Source organism: Empedobacter sedimenti, assembly GCF_030005555.1.
Classification (GTDB): domain Bacteria; phylum Bacteroidota; class Bacteroidia; order Flavobacteriales; family Weeksellaceae; genus Empedobacter; species Empedobacter sedimenti.
Genome location: NZ_JASCQG010000014.1, coordinates 86,246 through 104,604 on the forward strand (window position 1 = coordinate 86,246; position 18,359 = coordinate 104,604).

General features: G+C 31.4%; 17 protein-coding genes. 5 read left to right on the forward strand and 12 right to left on the reverse strand.

Going from position 1 to position 18,359, the window contains the following annotated elements; all coding sequences use genetic code 11:
• The first annotated feature begins 68 nt into the window (after positions 1–68).
• Positions 69–2,033 carry a ComEC/Rec2 family competence protein gene (locus tag QHG34_RS13420; RefSeq protein WP_282630732.1) on the forward strand — a complete coding sequence of 655 codons (1,965 nt, stop codon included), beginning with the start codon at positions 69–71 and terminating at the stop codon, positions 2,031–2,033.
• Here the strand turns inward: QHG34_RS13420 and QHG34_RS13425 are convergent.
• The 4 genes from QHG34_RS13425 to QHG34_RS13440 all read right to left on the reverse strand — a co-directional run bounded on the left by QHG34_RS13425 (position 2,023) and on the right by QHG34_RS13440 (position 8,462).
• Complete coding sequence (locus QHG34_RS13425; RefSeq protein WP_282630733.1) at positions 2,023–2,466, reverse strand: thioredoxin family protein; 444 nt, start codon at positions 2,464–2,466, stop codon at positions 2,023–2,025. The genes QHG34_RS13420 and QHG34_RS13425 overlap by 11 nt on opposite strands.
• Before the next feature lie 15 nt (positions 2,467–2,481).
• Positions 2,482–4,575, reverse strand: a complete 2,094-nt coding sequence (locus tag QHG34_RS13430; RefSeq protein ID WP_282630734.1) for a peptide MFS transporter — start codon at positions 4,573–4,575, stop codon at positions 2,482–2,484.
• 29 nt (positions 4,576–4,604) lie between these two features.
• Complete coding sequence (locus QHG34_RS13435; protein ID WP_282630735.1) at positions 4,605–6,131, reverse strand: peptide MFS transporter; 1,527 nt, start codon at positions 6,129–6,131, stop codon at positions 4,605–4,607.
• A gap of 171 nt (positions 6,132–6,302) precedes the next feature.
• Positions 6,303–8,462, reverse strand: coding sequence for a S9 family peptidase (locus QHG34_RS13440; protein ID WP_282630736.1), 2,160 nt, complete (start codon positions 8,460–8,462; stop codon positions 6,303–6,305).
• A 176-nt stretch (positions 8,463–8,638) separates the two neighbouring features.
• Between QHG34_RS13440 and QHG34_RS13445 the strand changes: the two genes are divergently transcribed.
• The 4 genes from QHG34_RS13445 to QHG34_RS13460 are packed head-to-tail and all read left to right on the forward strand — an operon-like array spanning position 8,639 to position 11,201.
• The gene (locus QHG34_RS13445; protein ID WP_282630738.1) at positions 8,639–9,994 is read left to right on the forward strand and encodes a hydroxymethylglutaryl-CoA reductase, degradative; all 1,356 of its coding nucleotides are present in this window, start codon (positions 8,639–8,641) and stop codon (positions 9,992–9,994) included.
• 8 nt (positions 9,995–10,002) lie between these two features.
• Entirely contained in the window at positions 10,003–10,434 is a 432-nt protein-coding gene (locus QHG34_RS13450; RefSeq protein WP_282630739.1) for a pyrimidine dimer DNA glycosylase/endonuclease V, read from the forward strand.
• A complete protein-coding gene (locus tag QHG34_RS13455; RefSeq protein ID WP_171623750.1) occupies positions 10,416–10,913 on the forward strand; it encodes a YkgJ family cysteine cluster protein in 498 nt (165 codons plus the stop codon). The genes QHG34_RS13450 and QHG34_RS13455 overlap by 19 nt, the downstream gene beginning before the upstream one ends.
• Positions 10,914–11,201 (forward strand): hypothetical protein, encoded by a 288-nt coding sequence (locus QHG34_RS13460; RefSeq protein WP_282630740.1) that lies wholly within the window; start codon positions 10,914–10,916, stop codon positions 11,199–11,201.
• Positions 11,202–11,237: 36 nt separating this feature from the next.
• On the opposite strand, the gene QHG34_RS13465 is transcribed toward QHG34_RS13460, so the two are convergent.
• From QHG34_RS13465 to QHG34_RS13500, 8 genes are all read right to left on the reverse strand, one after another.
• On the reverse strand, positions 11,238–11,687 hold the full coding sequence (locus tag QHG34_RS13465; RefSeq protein ID WP_282630741.1) for a hypothetical protein: 450 nt from the start codon (positions 11,685–11,687) through the stop codon (positions 11,238–11,240).
• Positions 11,688–11,843: 156 nt separating this feature from the next.
• The gene (locus QHG34_RS13470; RefSeq protein ID WP_282630742.1) at positions 11,844–12,884 is read right to left on the reverse strand and encodes a porin family protein; all 1,041 of its coding nucleotides are present in this window, start codon (positions 12,882–12,884) and stop codon (positions 11,844–11,846) included.
• A 30-nt stretch (positions 12,885–12,914) separates the two neighbouring features.
• A complete protein-coding gene (locus QHG34_RS13475) occupies positions 12,915–13,583 on the reverse strand; it encodes a hypothetical protein (protein ID WP_282630743.1) in 669 nt (222 codons plus the stop codon).
• Positions 13,567–14,139: an RNA polymerase sigma factor gene (locus tag QHG34_RS13480; RefSeq protein WP_282630744.1), complete on the reverse strand. Its 573-nt coding sequence runs from the start codon at positions 14,137–14,139 to the stop codon at positions 13,567–13,569. The genes QHG34_RS13475 and QHG34_RS13480 overlap by 17 nt, the downstream gene beginning before the upstream one ends.
• A 146-nt stretch (positions 14,140–14,285) precedes the next feature.
• On the reverse strand, positions 14,286–15,059 hold the full coding sequence (locus tag QHG34_RS13485) for a type III pantothenate kinase (protein WP_282630746.1): 774 nt from the start codon (positions 15,057–15,059) through the stop codon (positions 14,286–14,288).
• Positions 15,059–16,915, reverse strand: coding sequence for a M1 family metallopeptidase (locus QHG34_RS13490; RefSeq protein ID WP_282630747.1), 1,857 nt, complete (start codon positions 16,913–16,915; stop codon positions 15,059–15,061). The genes QHG34_RS13485 and QHG34_RS13490 overlap by 1 nt, the downstream gene beginning before the upstream one ends.
• Before the next feature lie 103 nt (positions 16,916–17,018).
• Complete coding sequence (locus tag QHG34_RS13495; RefSeq protein WP_282630748.1) at positions 17,019–17,471, reverse strand: hypothetical protein; 453 nt, start codon at positions 17,469–17,471, stop codon at positions 17,019–17,021.
• Positions 17,472–17,480: 9 nt separating this feature from the next.
• Positions 17,481–18,047, reverse strand: a complete 567-nt coding sequence (locus QHG34_RS13500) for a hypothetical protein (protein WP_282630749.1) — start codon at positions 18,045–18,047, stop codon at positions 17,481–17,483.
• Positions 18,048–18,359 lie beyond the last annotated feature (312 nt).

Sequence of the window (18,359 nt, forward strand, 5' to 3'; positions counted from 1 at the left end):
TAGTTTAATTAATTCATTTACAAATATTTAAAACCTAATACTTGTAAATTTTAGTTTAAATTATTAGGATGAAAAAGTATCTATTTTTTATCCTAACAATTTGTTTCTCAATTGGAATAATAATTTCAGAATTATTCATTCATGCTACAAATTTACAAATTATATTTTTTTTTCTCATCGCACTACTTTTTATATCGATGTTAAAAAATCAAAATCGTCAAAATATATATCCATATTTAGCTATCTCAATAATTTTAGGATGCTTTATTCATCAAAGTTACAAACGAATTGCAAACCAAAATCTTGATACTTCTCACAAAATTCACTTGCTAAAAATTATCACTCAAATCAATAAATCCAAAAAATCTGCCAATTATATTGCGAAAGATATCTTAAACAATCAAAGAATTGTAGTACATATCAAAGATTTCGAGAAAGATTATTATCCAAATGATGAGATTATTGCGAACGGAAAACTAAGCGAAATTCAAGTTCCTCTTAATCCTTACCAATTTGATTACAAGCATTTTTTAAATAGAAAAAATATTAATTATCAGCTATTTATTGACAAACCAATTGCTGAACACAAAACTGGAAAAGGATTTTATCATTGGAGTGCAAAATCTAAAGCAGAATTAAGAGAAAAATTAATCAAACAAGGTTATACAACAGAAAGTAGAGCCATTATATCGTCTATGTTATTGGGTGATCGGACTGAATTAACAGAGGAATTAAACCAAAGTTACATCAACACAGGAGTTGTGCATATTTTGTCAATTTCTGGTTTGCATGTTATGATGATTTTTGCAATTCTACAATTTGCTTTACAACCATTATTACACCTAAAAAATGGACGAAAAATCAGAATTATCATCAGTTTAATATTCATTTGGGGTTTTGCTTTTTATGTAGAATTACAACCTCCCGTTTTTCGTTCTGCGTTGATGATTACCATTTATTATATCAGTGAATTACTTAATCGTCCAAAAAATATTTTTCATACACTTTCACTTTCTGCCTTTATTATCCTCGTTTTTCAACCTAATTATTTGTTTGATGTTGGATTTCAATTAAGTTTTTCAGCAGTCTTTTTCATCGTTTGGCTTAACCCCATTTTCGAAAATTATTGGAAGGTAAAGAATAGTCTTTTGAAGAAAATCAAGATTATGATTGAAACAAGTTTGTCTGCACAATTAGGAACTTTACCGATTTCGGTATTCTATTTCAATCAATTTTCAGGATTGTTTCTGTTTGGAAACTTAGTTTTGATTCCAGCTTCTTTCTTGATGATATGTGGCGGAATTATCAGTATTATTTTAACAACTTTTAATCTCAAAATTAACTTATATGTCTGGATATTCAATCAGTTTATACATTGGTCAAATTACTATATTTATTGGTTGGCAAGTTTCAAATTTGTCGCAAAAGATATTTATATCAGTTTGCTTACCGCAATTTTAATTGGAGTTATTTTATATTTATTAAAACCATTGCTTCTTAGCAAATCTAAAAATGCATTAATTATTTGTATCATCAGTTTATTTTTGATCGAAGCAGAACGATTTTTCCAAGTTTATCAACTCAATCAGTCAAATGAATTGATTGTTTTTAATCAATATAAGAATAGCATTATCGGAATTCGAAATCAGCGAAATTTAGCAATATTAAGCGAAAAACCTTTGGACGAAAAAACATATAATTTCACGATTAAACCATATAAAATTCACGAACGAATTAAAGATGTTAGTTTCTATTCTTATAATTCAGACTTTAAACATCAACATTTTATCAAACATCCAAATTCTATTGAAACGAAGTCATTTAAACTCTTATTAAATGAAGAAGATTCAGCGCTTCCTTTTTATGTGTTAATTCATCAATCTAAGCTTTATCCTTTCGAAAATAATAACAAATTAAAAAGGGTAATTGCCGATGCCAGCAACTACCCTTCTATTGTTACAGAACTTGAAGAAACTTCTGATTCTGTTTTATGGAAAACCTCTCAACAAGGTTATTTCTCGATTAAATTTTGATATCGTTTATGAAATCTGCCGAACTACGATAACCCAAAACAATTTTGCTAATATCTCCTTTTCCGTTCATCAAAACAGTTGCAGGATAGCTCAATTGCCCATTTGTAAAGGCATACGCCATGTAATTCGCTTTAGCAGGTGCAATGTACGTGTACTGAATTCCCATAAATTTTACCATGTCCTTTGTTTCTGCATCAAATTTTATCGCAATGTAGTTTTTGTTTACATAATCTGCGACCTTATTATCTGTAAAGGTTTCTTTGTCCAAACGCTTACAAAATCCACACCATGTTGTATAGAAATTCATCAATACAGGTTTTTCTGGATGTGCTTTAATCTCTTTTTGAGCTTCGTCTAATGACAACCATTTAATTTCTTGTCCGAAAAGAAATGATGATAAAATTAGGGCAGCGATTGCTAAGCTTGATTTCATAAAATTCAATCTTTATTATTTAACTCCGTGCATCAATTTCTTCATAATTGGATTTAATGCGATAACGATTAAACCTGCTACAATTGGTACAATTGTAAAGATTAAGAAGAAAGTTGATAACGAATATTCTTTTGTAATATTTTCGATTTGACCTCCTAAAATGGCTGCCAATTTGTTACCAATTGCAATTGCAAGGTACCACATTCCGAACATAAATGCAATCATACGCGCTGGAACTAATTTCGATACATACGAAAGTCCAACTGGAGATAAGCAGAGCTCGCCCAATGTGTGGAATAAATAAGCTAAAACTAACCAGATGATAGAAACGCGCACGCCTTCTGAAATTCCGTAAGAACCGAAAGCTAAGAATCCGAATCCGATTGCCATAATGATTAATCCTAAACCATATTTTACAGAAGCTGATGGGTTATATTTAGAATCCCAAACACGAGAAACTAATGATGCTAATGCAATGATGAAGAATGAGTTTAAAGTTGAGAACCAAGAAACGGTAATTTCTACTTGAGAATCTTTAATCTCTGCTACTTTCGCAGGAACAACTTCAGATGGTTTGTTTTGATTTTTATATTCAGTATCTAATTTCACTAAACTTTCTGGAGAAACTAATACAAATTTGTCTCCTTCTTTGTGAATATTAATATCAGATCCTTTTGTTAAAGCGTCTTGAGAAGCTAAATTAATTGTTTCAGTAACAATTTTATCTGTAGAATTTGCTACATAAGAAGCTGTAACTGGTGTTTTATCAAAAACAGGTTGTCCTTCTTCGTTCATAACTTGTTTACCAGCGTCGTCTAATTTAGCCGTTTCAATTGCTTGGTAAGAAACATCGTAAGAGTGAGAAGTCCAGTTATAGTTTAACATCCAAATTGCAGCAGCCCAAATTCCTAAGAATGTAAACGCTAAAACCACATTAGATAAAGCAGCTTTTTTGAATGTTTGTTTTGCTAATAAAATCAATACATAAGAGATGAACAATAATGGAACAACTGTTAATAATGTATTGAAAACATTGAATGCCATTGCTGCACCTCCAATCAAGTTACGTTCTGTATTATCACGCGCAAAGATTACCAATGATGTAGCTCCTTGCTCGAAAGACATCCAAAAGAAGATCACGAAAAACGCGAAAATAATTACCGCAATCATACGATCACGAACCACTTTTGTGTAATTTGCTAAACGACGAATTACTACAAAGAAGAACAAGAATAATGCAACTAAAATAACGACATTTTGTCCTGATAATCCTCCGATAGAGAATGGGAATAAGTTAATTCCACCAATAGCATTTAATGGATCATTGAAAGCATATCCTAATCCTAAAAGCGTCATAATAACGATCAAAATTTGATCTAGAACTGTAAAAGGATTTGGTTTTTCTCCTGGCTCGTATTTAGACTCAACTTCTTCAGCATTCTCAATTTTATCATTAAGATTTTGTTTAGAAGGAACCTCTCCAATATGTCCAAATAATGGTTTTGCTAACCAGAATTGTAATGTTCCTAATAACATGAAGATACCAGCTAAACCGAATCCCCAGTGCCATCCTACTTTTTCTGCTAAGAAACCACATAACATCATTCCGAAGAATGCACCAGCGTTAACTCCCATGTAGAAAATTGTATAAGCACCATCCTTTTTCTCAGGAAAGTCTTTGTACATTTCTGATAAGATAGATGTCATATTTGGTTTAAAGAATCCTGTTCCGATAACCAAACACGCTAATCCTAAATATAAAAAGATCGGTGTATCGAAAGCCATAAATGCGTGACCAAGCGTCATAATAATCGCTCCAATCACAACTGCCCAACGATAACCTATATATTTATCAGCAATAATACCTCCAAAGATGGGCGTAATGTAAAGTAACATTGCGTATGTTCCATACAAAGCGGTTGCTTTTTCTATAGACCATTCCCAACCTGGATTTAATCCAATAACTGCAGCTGTTAAAAACTGAATTAATAAAACGCGCATTCCATAGAAAGAAAAACGCTCCCACATCTCTGTAAAGAAAAGTACGAACAATCCTGACGGATGTCCTAGTACTTTTGAATCAAAGAAATTTTCCGATTTTGAACTCATGTTTGTTTGTTAAAAGTATATCTTAAAAGTTATTTTACGTCTTGCATTAATTTGCGTACTAATGGAGAAGCTAATATCAAAATTACACCTGCAATAACAGCATATAGCGCAATTTCTTTGTATCCATTAGTGTAAGAATATAGTTTATCTAAATTAGATGCTCCTTCTACAACAGAATTTGACATGCTACTACCAATGATTCCGGCAACATATTGTCCATAAGCAGAAGCTAAGAACCACATTCCCATCATCATTCCTTGTAAATTATGTGTCGATAATTTTGTCATAATTGATAATCCAATTGGTGACAAACATAATTCTCCGAATGTGATGACTAATAATGCTAATGTAAAGAAGTCTAATGAAGTAACACCAGCTGCATCAGCAAAGAAACTTGTCCCGAAAAGAACATAGTATCCAGCTCCTAATAAGATAAATCCTAAACCAAATTTGATTACTGTATTTGGTTCAATTTTCTTTTTAGCTAACCAAATCCAAGCTAAACCTAATAATGGAGCGAAAAGGATAATAAAAAATGCTCCTCCAGAATTGTTAACTCCATTCGGATCTAATGGAATCCCTAAAACATCTGATGTTAAATGATTTGCAGCAAAAATACTAAGTGATCCTCCTGCTTGTTCGTATATTCCCCAAAATAAAATCGAGAATAAAATGAAAACTAAAGCTGCATATAATTTTTTACGTTCAGCTGAAGTTACTTTTGTCATTTCGTAGAATAAATACAACAATGTTAAAGGTCCAACTGTGTACATAAAATAATCTGTATAATCAGTGTTCTGAACCATTGCCATAATCAATGGAATAGCTAATAATGTACCTACATAAACAGCAATTTCTTTAACCAAAGGCATACGAACTTCTTTTCCATCTTTATTTTTTACTTTTGGTTGTAAACCAATAGGTCCTAAATGTCTTTCAGTAAAAAAGAAGTTAATCAAACTTATTGTCATTACCAAAGCTGCTAAACCAAAGGCTACATTCCAGCGATGAGCTTCGTCTATAAAACTCGTAAACATGTTACCTTTCCCTATTGCGATACATAAATATCCGCCAAGAAAAGCTCCTAAGTTAATTCCAGCATAGAAAAGTGAGAAACCTGCATCGGTTCTTTCGTCGCCTTTTTTGTATAATTCTCCTACCATTGTCGAGATATTAGGTTTAAAAAAACCTGTACCCACAACTGTAAAAGCAATTCCTATAAAAAATAAGTTGTGCGGATTGGTAGACAATAAAATACTACCTATAATCATTAAAAATCCACCCCAAAATAACGATTTCCTGAATCCTAAAATTTTATCTGCAAACAACCCTCCTACGAATGTAAAAGCGTAAACAAATGCCTGAATAGCTGCATATTGTAACTGAGATTGACCTTCTGCCATTTTTAATTGGTCAATCATAAAGAAGACCAGCATTCCTCGCATTCCGTAGAAGCAAAATCTCTCCCACATTTCAGAAAAGAAAAGACTCCATATTTGTTTTGGATACTTTCCTTTAAAATTCTGAATTTCCTCTAAAGTTAATTCTTTACTCATAATTTCTTTAACTAAGCGCTAATTTATCTTTAAGATTTTATTAGCAATCAACGAAAATAAAAAAAACCTCTGACAATGCAGAGGTTTTTTTTGTTTAATGTATGATTTTTATCAAATTGAATACTAAAAGTTCAAATTCTTTGGCGTATCCTAATAAATAAAACTTTATTATTATAAATTCTTCTTGATAAAGTTTGTCATTTTACGATAAAGCTGAACACGTGTATTTCCACCATAAATTCCGTGATCTTTATCTGTATAGATTGCCATATCAAAATCTTTGTTAGCTTGTACCAACGCTTCCGACAATTCATATGTGTTCTGTGGATGTACATTATCATCAGCAGAACCAGAAATTAATAAGAAATTACCTTTTAAATTCTTTGCATAATTAATTGGTGAATTATCGTCATAACCTGCCGCATTCTCTTCCGGTGTACGCATAAAACGCTCTGTATAAACAGAATCGTAATAACGCCAGTTTGTTACAGGAGCAACCGCAATTGCTGCTTTGAAAACATCTGCACCTTTAAATAAAACATTAGAAGACATGAAACCTCCGTAAGACCAACCCCAAATTCCGATACGAGATTTATCTACATAAGGTAAATTACCAATCTCTTTTGCCGCAGCAATTTGATCTTCTACCTCATATTTCCCTAATTGTAAATACGTTTGTTTCTTGAAAGCTTCTCCTTTGTATCCCGTTCCACGACCGTCAACACAAAAAACAATGTAACCTTCTTGTGCCAACATCATGTGCCAATAATCATTCGAGTTGAAATAAGCATTGTTTACATTCTGAGAACCTGGTCCAGAATATTGATACATCAAAACTGGGTATTTTTTATTTGGATCAAAGTTTTTTGGTTTGATTACATAAGCATTCAACTCGTTTCCTGCTGCAGTTTTCAACACAAATAATTCTTTTGTTCCAATATTATCTGTATTCAATTTATCTTTTAAAGAAGTATTGTCAACGATTACGCCCAAATCTTTTCCAGCTTTAGATTCTACTAAACTAATTGTTTTTGGTGTTGTTGTATTCGAAAAAGTGTTAATGAAATACGTAAAATTCTTACTGAAAGCAGCCGAATTTGTTCCATTATTTTTCGTCAACATCGTTGTTTTCTTACCATCTAAACTAACTGATGAAATTTGTCTTTCTGTCGAAACACGTTTTCCATTGTTCGCATTAGATTGATAATAAAGTGTTTTATTCGCAGGATTATATCCGTAATAATTTGTTACTTCCCAATCTCCTTTCGTCACCTGATTGATTAACTTTCCGTTATCTGCATAATGGTAAATATGGTTATTTCCATCGCGTTCAGAAGTCCATAAAAACGAATTATCTGCTAAAAATTCTACCGTTAAATTATCCGTTTCAATCCACGCTTTATTTGTTTCAGTAAATAATTTATTTACTTTTTTCGTATTGATATCATAAAATGAAACATCTACATTATTTTGATGACGATTAGACGTTACAACCGTTAATAAATTCGCTTTTGTAGAGAACTTAATTTTAGGAATGTAATAATTCTGAACTCCGCCTAAATTAACATTTGCAGTTGAGTTATTCTTCGTATCAAAAACATGTAACGAAACTTCAGAATTGTCTTGTCCTGCCTTTGGATATTTGTAACGTAATTCTTGTGGATAAAGATTATTGTGGTAAATCGGAATATTAATTTCTTTCACTTTCGATTCGTCAAAACGAACATAAGCCAACGAAGTTCCATCAGCATTCCAATCAAAATTTCTTACGAAACCAAACTCTTCTTCATAAACCCAATCATTAATCCCATTGATGATATTATTCTTTTTACCATCTGTTGTAACTTGAGTTACTTTGTTCGATTTAAGATCTTGAATGTATAAATTATTCTCAAAAGCAAAAGCTACTTTAGAAGCATCTGGCGAAAACAAAGGTTCTTGAATTCCTTTTCCGTCAAATAACAATACTTTCGATTTTGTTTGCGTATCATATACTTCAAACTTTGCAGTAAACGAATGACGATAAATTTGGTTAGAATTTGTTTGCAATAAAACGTAACGCTCATCAGAACTAAATTCATAGCCTTCAAACTTTCCTGGAACAACAACAATATCAGAAGACTGACCTTTTTTCAATGTCGATTCGTACGAACGTTTTACCAACCCGTCCTTTGTCAGAATAGTATAATTTTCTCCATCGTTCAGAGAATTAACACCATACAAAGAATTTTCACGGTATTTACCACCATAAATTCCTTCTAACGTTATTTGTTGTGCATAAGAATAAGCGCCCATCGCAAGGACAGCTAAACTTAAAATAAATTTTTTCATATTAATTTTCTAATCATGTGAGTTCAAACAATCAAATATAAACAATTATATTTTTTGAAATATCATTTCAACTGAATATTGAACATAAATAGAAGATGTACAAAAAGTTTTAAGTATTTTTATACATTCTATCAATCAAAACGTTTGTAATTTTGTCTTATAAAAAAATATCCAATATGAAGCATCAAGCAGTAGAAGGTTTTTCGAAATTATCGAAAGAAGGAAAAATTGAATGGGTTGTCAATGAATATTTGAATGGTGATGAATCTGCCATCAAAGTATTGAAACAATATTGGAATGATGATGCAGATTTACAAAAACTGCACGACGAATTTTCAGAAAATACAGTTTCTAATTTCTATATGCCGTTTGGTTTAGCGCCAAACTTTTTAATCAACGACGAATTATATGCTATTCCAATGGCGGTTGAAGAATCGTCTGTTGTTGCTGCGGCTTCTAAAGCTGCAAAGTTTTGGCAAACACGTGGTGGTTTCAAAACAACTATTTTATCAACAACAAAATTAGGTCACGTACATTTTATGTATGAAGGTGACAAAGAAAAGTTGCAAAATGCATTTGAAACGACGATTAAAAATCAATTAATCGAAACGACAAATGATATCACAAAAAACATGCGTGCGCGTGGTGGTGGTATTTTAGCTTTAGAATTAATTGATAAAACGGCTGATTTAGAGAACTATTATCAAATAAAAGCATCTTTCGAAACAATGGATTCGATGGGAGCAAACTTTATCAATTCTTGTTTAGAACAATTCGCCAAAACATTACGAAACGAAATCGAAGCTGATTCAACTTTTACAGATGACGAAAAAGATTCAGTTCAAATCGTGATGTGTATTTTATCGAATTATACACCAGATTGTATTGTTCGTGCAGAAGTTTCTTGTCCTGTTGAGCAATTAGCAGAAGGGAATGTAACCTCAGAAGAATTTGTAGAGAAGTTTTCTCGTGCGGTTCGAATTGCAGAAATAGAGCCTTATCGTGCAACAACTCACAACAAAGGAATTATGAACGGAATTGATGCGGTTGTCATTGCAACAGGCAACGATTTTCGTGCTGTAGAGGCTTGTGCGCATACGTATGCCGCGAAAGATGGTCAATATTCTTCATTAACACATTGCGAAGTAAAAGATGGAATTTTCCGTTTTTGGATTGATTTACCAACTGCGCTTGGAACAATTGGTGGATTGACAGCTTTACATCCTTTAGTAAAATTAGCGATGGGAATTCTTGGAAAACCGAATGCTAAAGAATTGATGGGATTTGTTGCTGTTGCTGGATTAGCGCAAAACTTTGGTGCGTTGCGTTCTTTGGTTACAACTGGAATTCAGAAAGGTCACATGAAAATGCACTTGATGAATATCTTGAATCAATTAGAAGCAACCGAAGAAGAAAAGAAATATTTTGTCAATTATTTCAAAGATAAAACGGTTTCTCATCACAATGTAATAGAGGAATTTTGCAGATTACGTGGTGTAAAAAATGTAGAAGACATCAAAAAAGATAAATAATCTAACAAATGCGAATTTGGTCTGTTCATCCGAAATATCTCGATGCAAAGGGAATTGTAGCGCTTTGGCGTGAAACGCTCTTGGCAAAAAATGTTTTGGAAGGTAATACTAAAGGTTATAAAAACCATCCGCAATTAATTCGCTTCAAAACTGTAGAAAAACCGCTTGAAGCGATTAATCAATATTTAGCAGAAATTTGGGACGAAGCGACACGAAGAGGTTATAATTTTGATCGAAATAAAATTGACTTTGATTTCAAAAAGATTAAAATTGATGTCACAACAGGTCAATTGCAGTATGAATTCAACCATTTATTAAAGAAGTTAGAACAAAGAGATCCTGAACGATTCAAACAATTTGAAAACCTCAAAATGGTTGATTGTACAGAGATTTTCAAAGTAAAAGAAGGAGAAATAGAAAAATGGGAGATCATTTCTTAGAAGAATATTTTGCGAAAGCCAAAGAAAAACAACGCGAACACAAAAAGTTTTTGGAGAAGTTGAAAAAAAAACCACCTAAAAACTTGGATCAAAAAATGGAAGAAATTCACGAAGATGTTTTCAATCGCATTGATTGTCTTTCTTGCGCGAATTGTTGCAAAACAACTGGTCCGCTTTTTACGCAAAAAGATATTGAACGTTTAGCGCATGTTTTTCGCATAAAACCAAGTCAATTTATCGATAAATATTTACGAATTGATGAGGATAACGACTACGTTTTACAGCAAGTTCCTTGTCCATTTTTAGATAGTGAGAATTATTGTTTGGTTTACGAAGATCGCCCAAAAGCTTGCCGCGAATATCCGCATACGGATCGTAAAAAGTTTTATCAAATTAATCATCTTACCATAAAAAACACGCTAATTTGTCCTGCAACCTATGAAGTTGTAGAACAAATGCAGAAAGAAATAAAAGTATAAATGGACACAATCTTAAAAATAATCGCATTTATCATGTTGATATTTCCGACAATTTACCAAGGAATTGCTGGATTTAGAACCAAAGAAGCTGCTGTTGTAAAAAAAGTTGCTTGGCGCGCCGTTTTGATGCAAATCATGGGAACGCTTTTGGCATATTTTATCTTCATAAAAATTGGTCAAGACAAGCAAGTTGCCATTTATGTTGGCTTTATGTTTTTTACGTCGGTCGCCATTTTAGTTCTGATTCAAAACATTTTGATTTACTTAAAAAATAATAGTAATAATTAAAAAACGTCGCTCTGTGAGCGACGTTTTTTTATGTCATTAAGCCAATAAATTAACGTATTGTTGTGCTTTTTCGGTTAATGTAGATTTTACCTCATCATAATTTGAATCAAAAAAACTACGTAATCTAAACTTTGATTTTTTGGTTTGAATGGTCAAAACTTGATTTCGATTTAATCGTAAAATATCTTCTTCTTCGTACAAATAATAAATAGCGCGATACGGAATTTCATCTTTCTTGAAAATAGTCCTAATCTCGAAAGTGTCTTCTTTCAATTTAAAAAGTGTCAAATTACATGTTAAATCATATAAAACTGAGATTGAAATTAACATCGAAATCATAAATAGTCCAAGATTAAGAAAAGGATCCTTGAAATAAAATTCTTCTCCAAACCAAAACGTTTTTACAAATAGGAAATTCACAATCATCAATACAATAAATGTTGTGATTGGTATGATAACTTGCCAGCTTAATTTTGATTGAACCATTTTTTCCTATTTATACTAATTTACACTTTTTTTAAATTCAATTTTAAATAATTATTCTCTTTAAACGTAAAAAAACCTCTATTAAAGTAGAGGTTTTGATGTTATAAAAATGTTATATGAGGAATTATCTAATTAAAACGATAATTGTTATGTTAATTATAATCCAAGATTTATGCCAAATTGTATCATTTTACGATTATCGAATGTGTTATCTTTAAAATAAGTATTAAAGTCTTTGCGAACAAAAACGTCTACGAATCCTAAACCAATTGTCAATTCAGCTCCGTAAATAAAGTTATTTACATTGTAATTTCCTCTTTGTTTATTACGAACTCCATCTCCTTTGTAAATATTATTAGACGAAAGCAATGTTCCTCCGTAAGCAAATGCCGCGATATAATGTTTTTTCTGCGGACGATAAGCAAAATCATCTGTAACATGTTTTACTTTAGATAAATTGTACTTAAAACCTACAGGAACCATAAAATAAGCCGAACGCAATTTTGATTTATCAAGAGAATTTTCGCTTTTTATTAATCCTACGTTTCCGTTACCATCACGTTCAAAACGCATATCATCGTCAATTCGATATGTTCGCCAAGAAAATAGTGCTCCAGCCAAGAAGTTGAAAGGACTTGTTAGAGATAATTGTCTTTCATACATCAATCCTGCTGTTAAATTACTTGAGAATTTTTCGTGTTTATTCAATTCTTCGTCATCCTTTCCTGTAAAAGCCATATAACCAAAAGAAGCATAACCATTTATCTGATTAACAATTCTGTATCGTTTTGTTACATCTTGTTTCGATTTTGGTGTAATAGGATCTTCTCCATTCATAATCGAAAATGCAACTTGTTGTTTAATAATATCATCAAGATTAAAATTAACCTCCTGTATACGGTCATTTATTGTACCTGAATAAACATTCGCAATCGCTTCTTTCTTTGCATTTGCCTCGTTCACGGTAATTTTACCATCAGTTAAATCTTTGTCAACCTCAGCAATTTTTTTCTCCATTGCCGTTTTCTCTTCTTGTACAATTTGACGAATAACTAAAGTAAACTCACTAATACGATCTTTTACAATTGGACTTATTTTTTCGTCGTTCTTATCATTCAAATCAAAAGTAAATTTTTGTGCATATAGTGATGTAGCTGATAAACATAGTAATCCTGCTACGATAAGTTTTTTTATCATAATCTTGTTAATTAAAAGTTGAAAATTGATTTATTTAAAGCCTACAGAAACGACACGTGATTGATTAGACTCTTTTAGATTTTCTTTATTCTCGATCGAATACAATAACATATTAGGATCGACAAAGTTTTTTTTCTTTTTATTATTTTTTATCGAATCTGAACCTGAATTTGCAACAAGCGTTCGTTTTGGAGCTAAATCTTCTACAACAGCTTCTTTTTTCTCAGTAACTGAATTCGTTTTCTTTGGTAATGAAAGTTCTATTTGCTGCGTTTCTTTATTTACCGCAACTTGTACTTTTCCTTTTTGTACAACTTGTTTTTCTTCTTTTGGTGCAACTTCTTCTATTTCTTTTGACGAATCAACTTTTTCGTTATTTGCCAAAATATGCTCTGTCGGATCAGAAATAATTTCAGTATTATGCTTTACAGAATCTATCTTTTTTTGATCAGTATTCTTTACAAAATCAGTTATAATTTCTGTTTCTTTTTCATGATTAATAAAGACATAAACAGATGCCGAAACCATAAACATCGCTACAACAGCAACAGACAACCACCATTTGAAATTTGATTTCTGGACTGGAGGCGCAACATCCATCCTAGCCTGTATTCGATCCCACGCATCACGCGAAGGATTAAGCTCACGCTTTTCTAAGTCCTCTTTTATATAATTTGATATATTATCCTTCTTTTTCATTTCTTTTTTTCTTTTGTGATAAAACAATTTCTTTTAGTTTCGCTTTTGCTCTAAACAGCTGCGTTTTACTGGTGGAAACTGAAATATTAAGCAATTCCGCAATTTCTTGGTGCGAATAATCTTCGAGAACATGTAAGTTAAAAACCAAACGATAAGGTTCGGATAATTGATCTAATACATGCTGAACATTAAAATCTAACCATACTTCTTCTACCTCATCTTCTTCTTCATAAGTTGCTACACGAATATCATCTACATAAATCAGTGTTTTGTTAGAACGTAAAAAAGTTAAACACTCATTGACCATAATTCTTCGTATCCAACCTTCAAAACTTCCTTTATTCTCAAATTTCTGAATGTGATTGAATACTTTACAAAATCCATTTATCATACAATCTTCTGCATAATGCATGTCTTCTATATAACTTCTACAAACGCTCAACATCTTTTTAGAGCTTTGTTCGTAGAGTTCTTTTTGGGCCAAAGCATCGTTCTTTTTTAGCCGTTCGACTAAAATTTCTTCTTTACTTTTTCGATTTAGTACAAATAATTTCACGTGTGTTAATTGCTTTCTATTTTACTAGACTCAAGTTTTTAAAAAAGGTTACAGAAAATTAAACATTTTTTTCAGATTAATTGATAGAAAATAACAAAGCCCGCTAAAAAGCGAGCTTTACATTTAATTTGTTTAGAATATCTAAATTATCTTTCTAACGAATCTTTATTCAATTCATACAAAATTTTAAGACCTTTTATCGTGTGCAAGCGGTCATCAATATCAATTTTATCAGTCAATGATTTATAAACGCCTCCAACTCCACCAGTCGAAATCACATACGATTTTTCTCCAGCTTCTGCATTAATACGATCTATCATTCCTTCGACCATACTCAAAAAACCGTAAACCATTCCTGATTGCATACAAGCTTCAGTATTAGTTCCTAGTACATTTTCTGGAGCACGAAGTTCTACCGTTGGTAGCTGAGCTGTTTCACCTACTAAAGAATTAAGCGCCGTAATAATTCCTGGAGCAATCACTACTCCACGAACTTTTCCGTCTTCATTAATTCCTAAAAAAGTTAGCGCAGTACCAAAATCAATTACAATTTTATTGCCTTTGTATCCCTGATAATGAGCTGCAACAGCATTTGCATATAAATCTGTTCCCATTTGATTAGATGTATGTACAATCTCTGAGGGTGTATTGCGATCAACAATCATTGGTTTGAACTTATGAATGCGTTGCAAAGCAATTTTAACACTCGCAGTAAGAGGCGGCACAACCGAACCAATGACAATATCTGTTATATCATCTTTGTCGATTCCGAAAGGCTCGTACATATTTGTGAATTTTGCAAAAAACTCATACTCAGTACGATAAGGCTTTGAATTAATTGTCCACGTAATAATCTCCGTTTCGCTTTTAAAGACTGCGAAACGAAGATTAGAATTTCCGATATTTACAGCTAATAACATTATTTTGTAAATACATTATTTGTATAATCTACATCAGCCATGCGCTGTGTAGGATCAATTGTAATTTGTTTAACTGCTTTAGAAGTTTTTACCTCATAAACAGGATTTGTCCAGAAAGCATCTGTCAAAACAGTACGTTTTACACCTTTGTATTCAACTAAATTTTCTGGTGGTTTTTCTCCTCTCATTTCGCGTAATGGAATGTAAAATAATTCTTTCGAACCATCATTATATTCAACCAAAACATCTAAAGGCATTGCAAAATCTGATTTGTTAACAACTTCAAAAGAATTTGATTGAACATTTTCTACAGCGTAATCAATTTTACGTGTTGTATTAATAAATAAATTGAAATACCATTTTAGATTAACACCAGAAACTTCTTCTGCAACACGTTTAAAATCATTAGATGTAGGGTGTTTGAATTTCCATTGCTTATAGAATTCTAAAAATGTTTTGTCTAAATTATCTTGACCAATAATATATCCTAATTGAATTGCTAAAACTTGACCTTTGTAGTAAGCTTCCATAGAATATGCATAGTTTGTGTTGTAATAATCTGCCAACAAACTTGCAGGCTCTTCTTTACCAGACAACGCTAATTTGATATAACCTTTTGATGCATCTAAATTTGGATTAGATGGTAAAGTTGCTTGCTTTTCGAAAACTTGTAACGATGCTAAATTCTCCACATAAGATGTAAAACCTTCGTCAAACCACTCATCAACTGTTTCGTTAATTCCGAACAAATGTTGGTACCAAGAGTGCGCTGCTTCGTGATAAATTACACCAACTAATGAAGCTAAACTTCTTTCACCAGTAATTAATGTAGCAGTTCCGTACTCCATTCCTCCGTCACCACCTTGTACAACTGTGTAAGTTGGCCATGGATACGCTCCAAATTTCTCTCCCGCATAATCAAAGAAAGCTGTTGCAAAAGGCATTGCTTCTTTCCAAACTTTTGTTGTTTTTTCTCCTGGTTTGTAAACTAAATATACTTTTACTCCTCCTTTTGAAGTTGCCTCGTCTACCACAAAATCTTTGTCTGCAGCCCAAGCAAAATCGTGAATATTTGTTGCTTTAAAATGCCAAGAAGCACGTCCGTTTTTCTCTACAATTTTTGCATTTTTATCATAACCTTTTACCTCTTTCGGATTTTGTAAAACTCCCGAAGAACCAATTACATAGTCTTTTCCGATGTTGATTGTTACATCAAAATTACCAAAAGGAGCGATAAATTCGCGTCCTACATATTCGTCTAAATGCCACCCAAAATCGTCAAATTGAGCCATTTTAGGATACCATTGAGTCATCGAATATGCTACACCTTCTTTCGAATTACGTCCAGAACGACGAATTTGCTCAGGAACTTGTGCTTCCCAAACCATATCAAAAATGGCAGATTTTCCTGCTTTAATTGGTGTTGCTAACGTAACTTCTAAGATTGTTCCGTCGATTTTATATGAAGTTGCTTTTCCGTTTTGAGTTAAAGACGTAATTTTCTGATAACCCATATTATCATTTCCTAAAGTTGCGATACGAGATTGCATTTTAGGATTTTCTTTCGTTCCGATGTTATCAACCATTCGTTTGTCTGGATCAGCAATATTTGCCAAACGATAATCCATCATCGATTTCGGTTGAAAGGCATTGAAATACAAATGAAAGTAAACTTTATTCAGGCTTTGACCAGAATTGTTTGTGTATTTCAATTTCATTTTTCCGTCATATTGATACAAATCGTCTTTTATATCAATTGTCATTTTGTAATCTACCTTTTGTTGCCAATATCCTTTGCGTTGTGCAAAAGTAAATTGTACTAAAAAAAGACAAATTAGTAAAGTAAATTTTCTCATTTCTAACTAATCATTAAACTTTAATCTCTCAAAAATACAAAAAAGGATGAAAAGCTATGCTTTAATGCTTTTAAATAATGATTTGTTGGTTGGAAGGAGGTGTTTACTTAGTCACATGTTTTAAAGAATCTAATATTTGAAGATTTCTTTTACTATCAGGATTATTCGAATTTAAAGCATCTGTAAAATAAAATTTAGACTTATCAAATTCACCTTTCTCCATATAAATAATTCCTAATGTATTAGAAATCTTATCCGAATAACCTTCTTTTATACCTATTTTTTTATTATAAGCATCTTGCAAATTTATTAATGCATTTGGAAAATCTTTCTTTTCAAAATAAGAAAAACCTATAGGAGCTACAACATCTGGATACTTATTTTTATCAACATGGCTTAAATAAAAAATAGTTAAATCATATTGCTCATTTTCATAAGCCGTCCAACCATCTTCATAAAATTTTAAATTATTATCAGTAAACAATTTATATTTTGCTATAACAAATAATGAAATCAAAGTTATCAATACAATAAAAACACAAATTATTTTTTTCATAAGATTAAATTATAAAAATAATAGTATTATAAAAATAAATACATTAAAAACAAAAAAGCCCCCAATTATATTATGCTTTGAGATTCCTCCAAAATAATCTATCATCCAACCAGAACCAAAAATGTAAAATAGGAAAATAATCAATAAAAAAAAGAAATAGTTATTTTTAATATACTGAAAAATATCTATATAATACGCTGTATTTTTATCTTTATTATTTATACTGAAGAATGGAATTGAATTATCATCATTTTTTTTGTTCTTAAAAAGATAAAAAGATAACTGAGATTCATTTTCATATTTTCTATTATTTAATAATACTTTCCACCCTGTAATAACCCCTCTATATTCTCTACTATTTTTTATTATTCTCTTTTTATTTTCTGTAAAAAAATAGACACTTCTTTTACTAGAGTGTTTATCTATAAATACTCTTTTTGTAAAATTATTATTAATTGATCTTGTTTTTTTTGTAACATAAACCAATTGATTATCTATACCTAATATACTTACCATAAAAAATAAAAGTATAAATACAGGAAATACAAGTATCATTGTAAACACGATGTTTTTCATAAGATATCGTTATTAATCTTTACCTGCTAATACTGTTATTTTACTTCTTGCTGACACTTCTTCATTGCCCAATGCTTCATTAAGTTCTTTAATTTGATTTGCCAAAAACCAATTTGAAGTAGCTCTAAACATATCAATTAAGACATTAATACCAACTCCTTTTAATAAGCCATTTATATGAAACTTCCCTCTGTAATCTTCCCCTTGTTAGGAACATTTAAAAGTATAGTTTTTATTTAATATTATTGTATTATTATTTTGATTAATTTGAAATGTAGGAAAATCATTAGGATTTTTGACCTTACCATATTT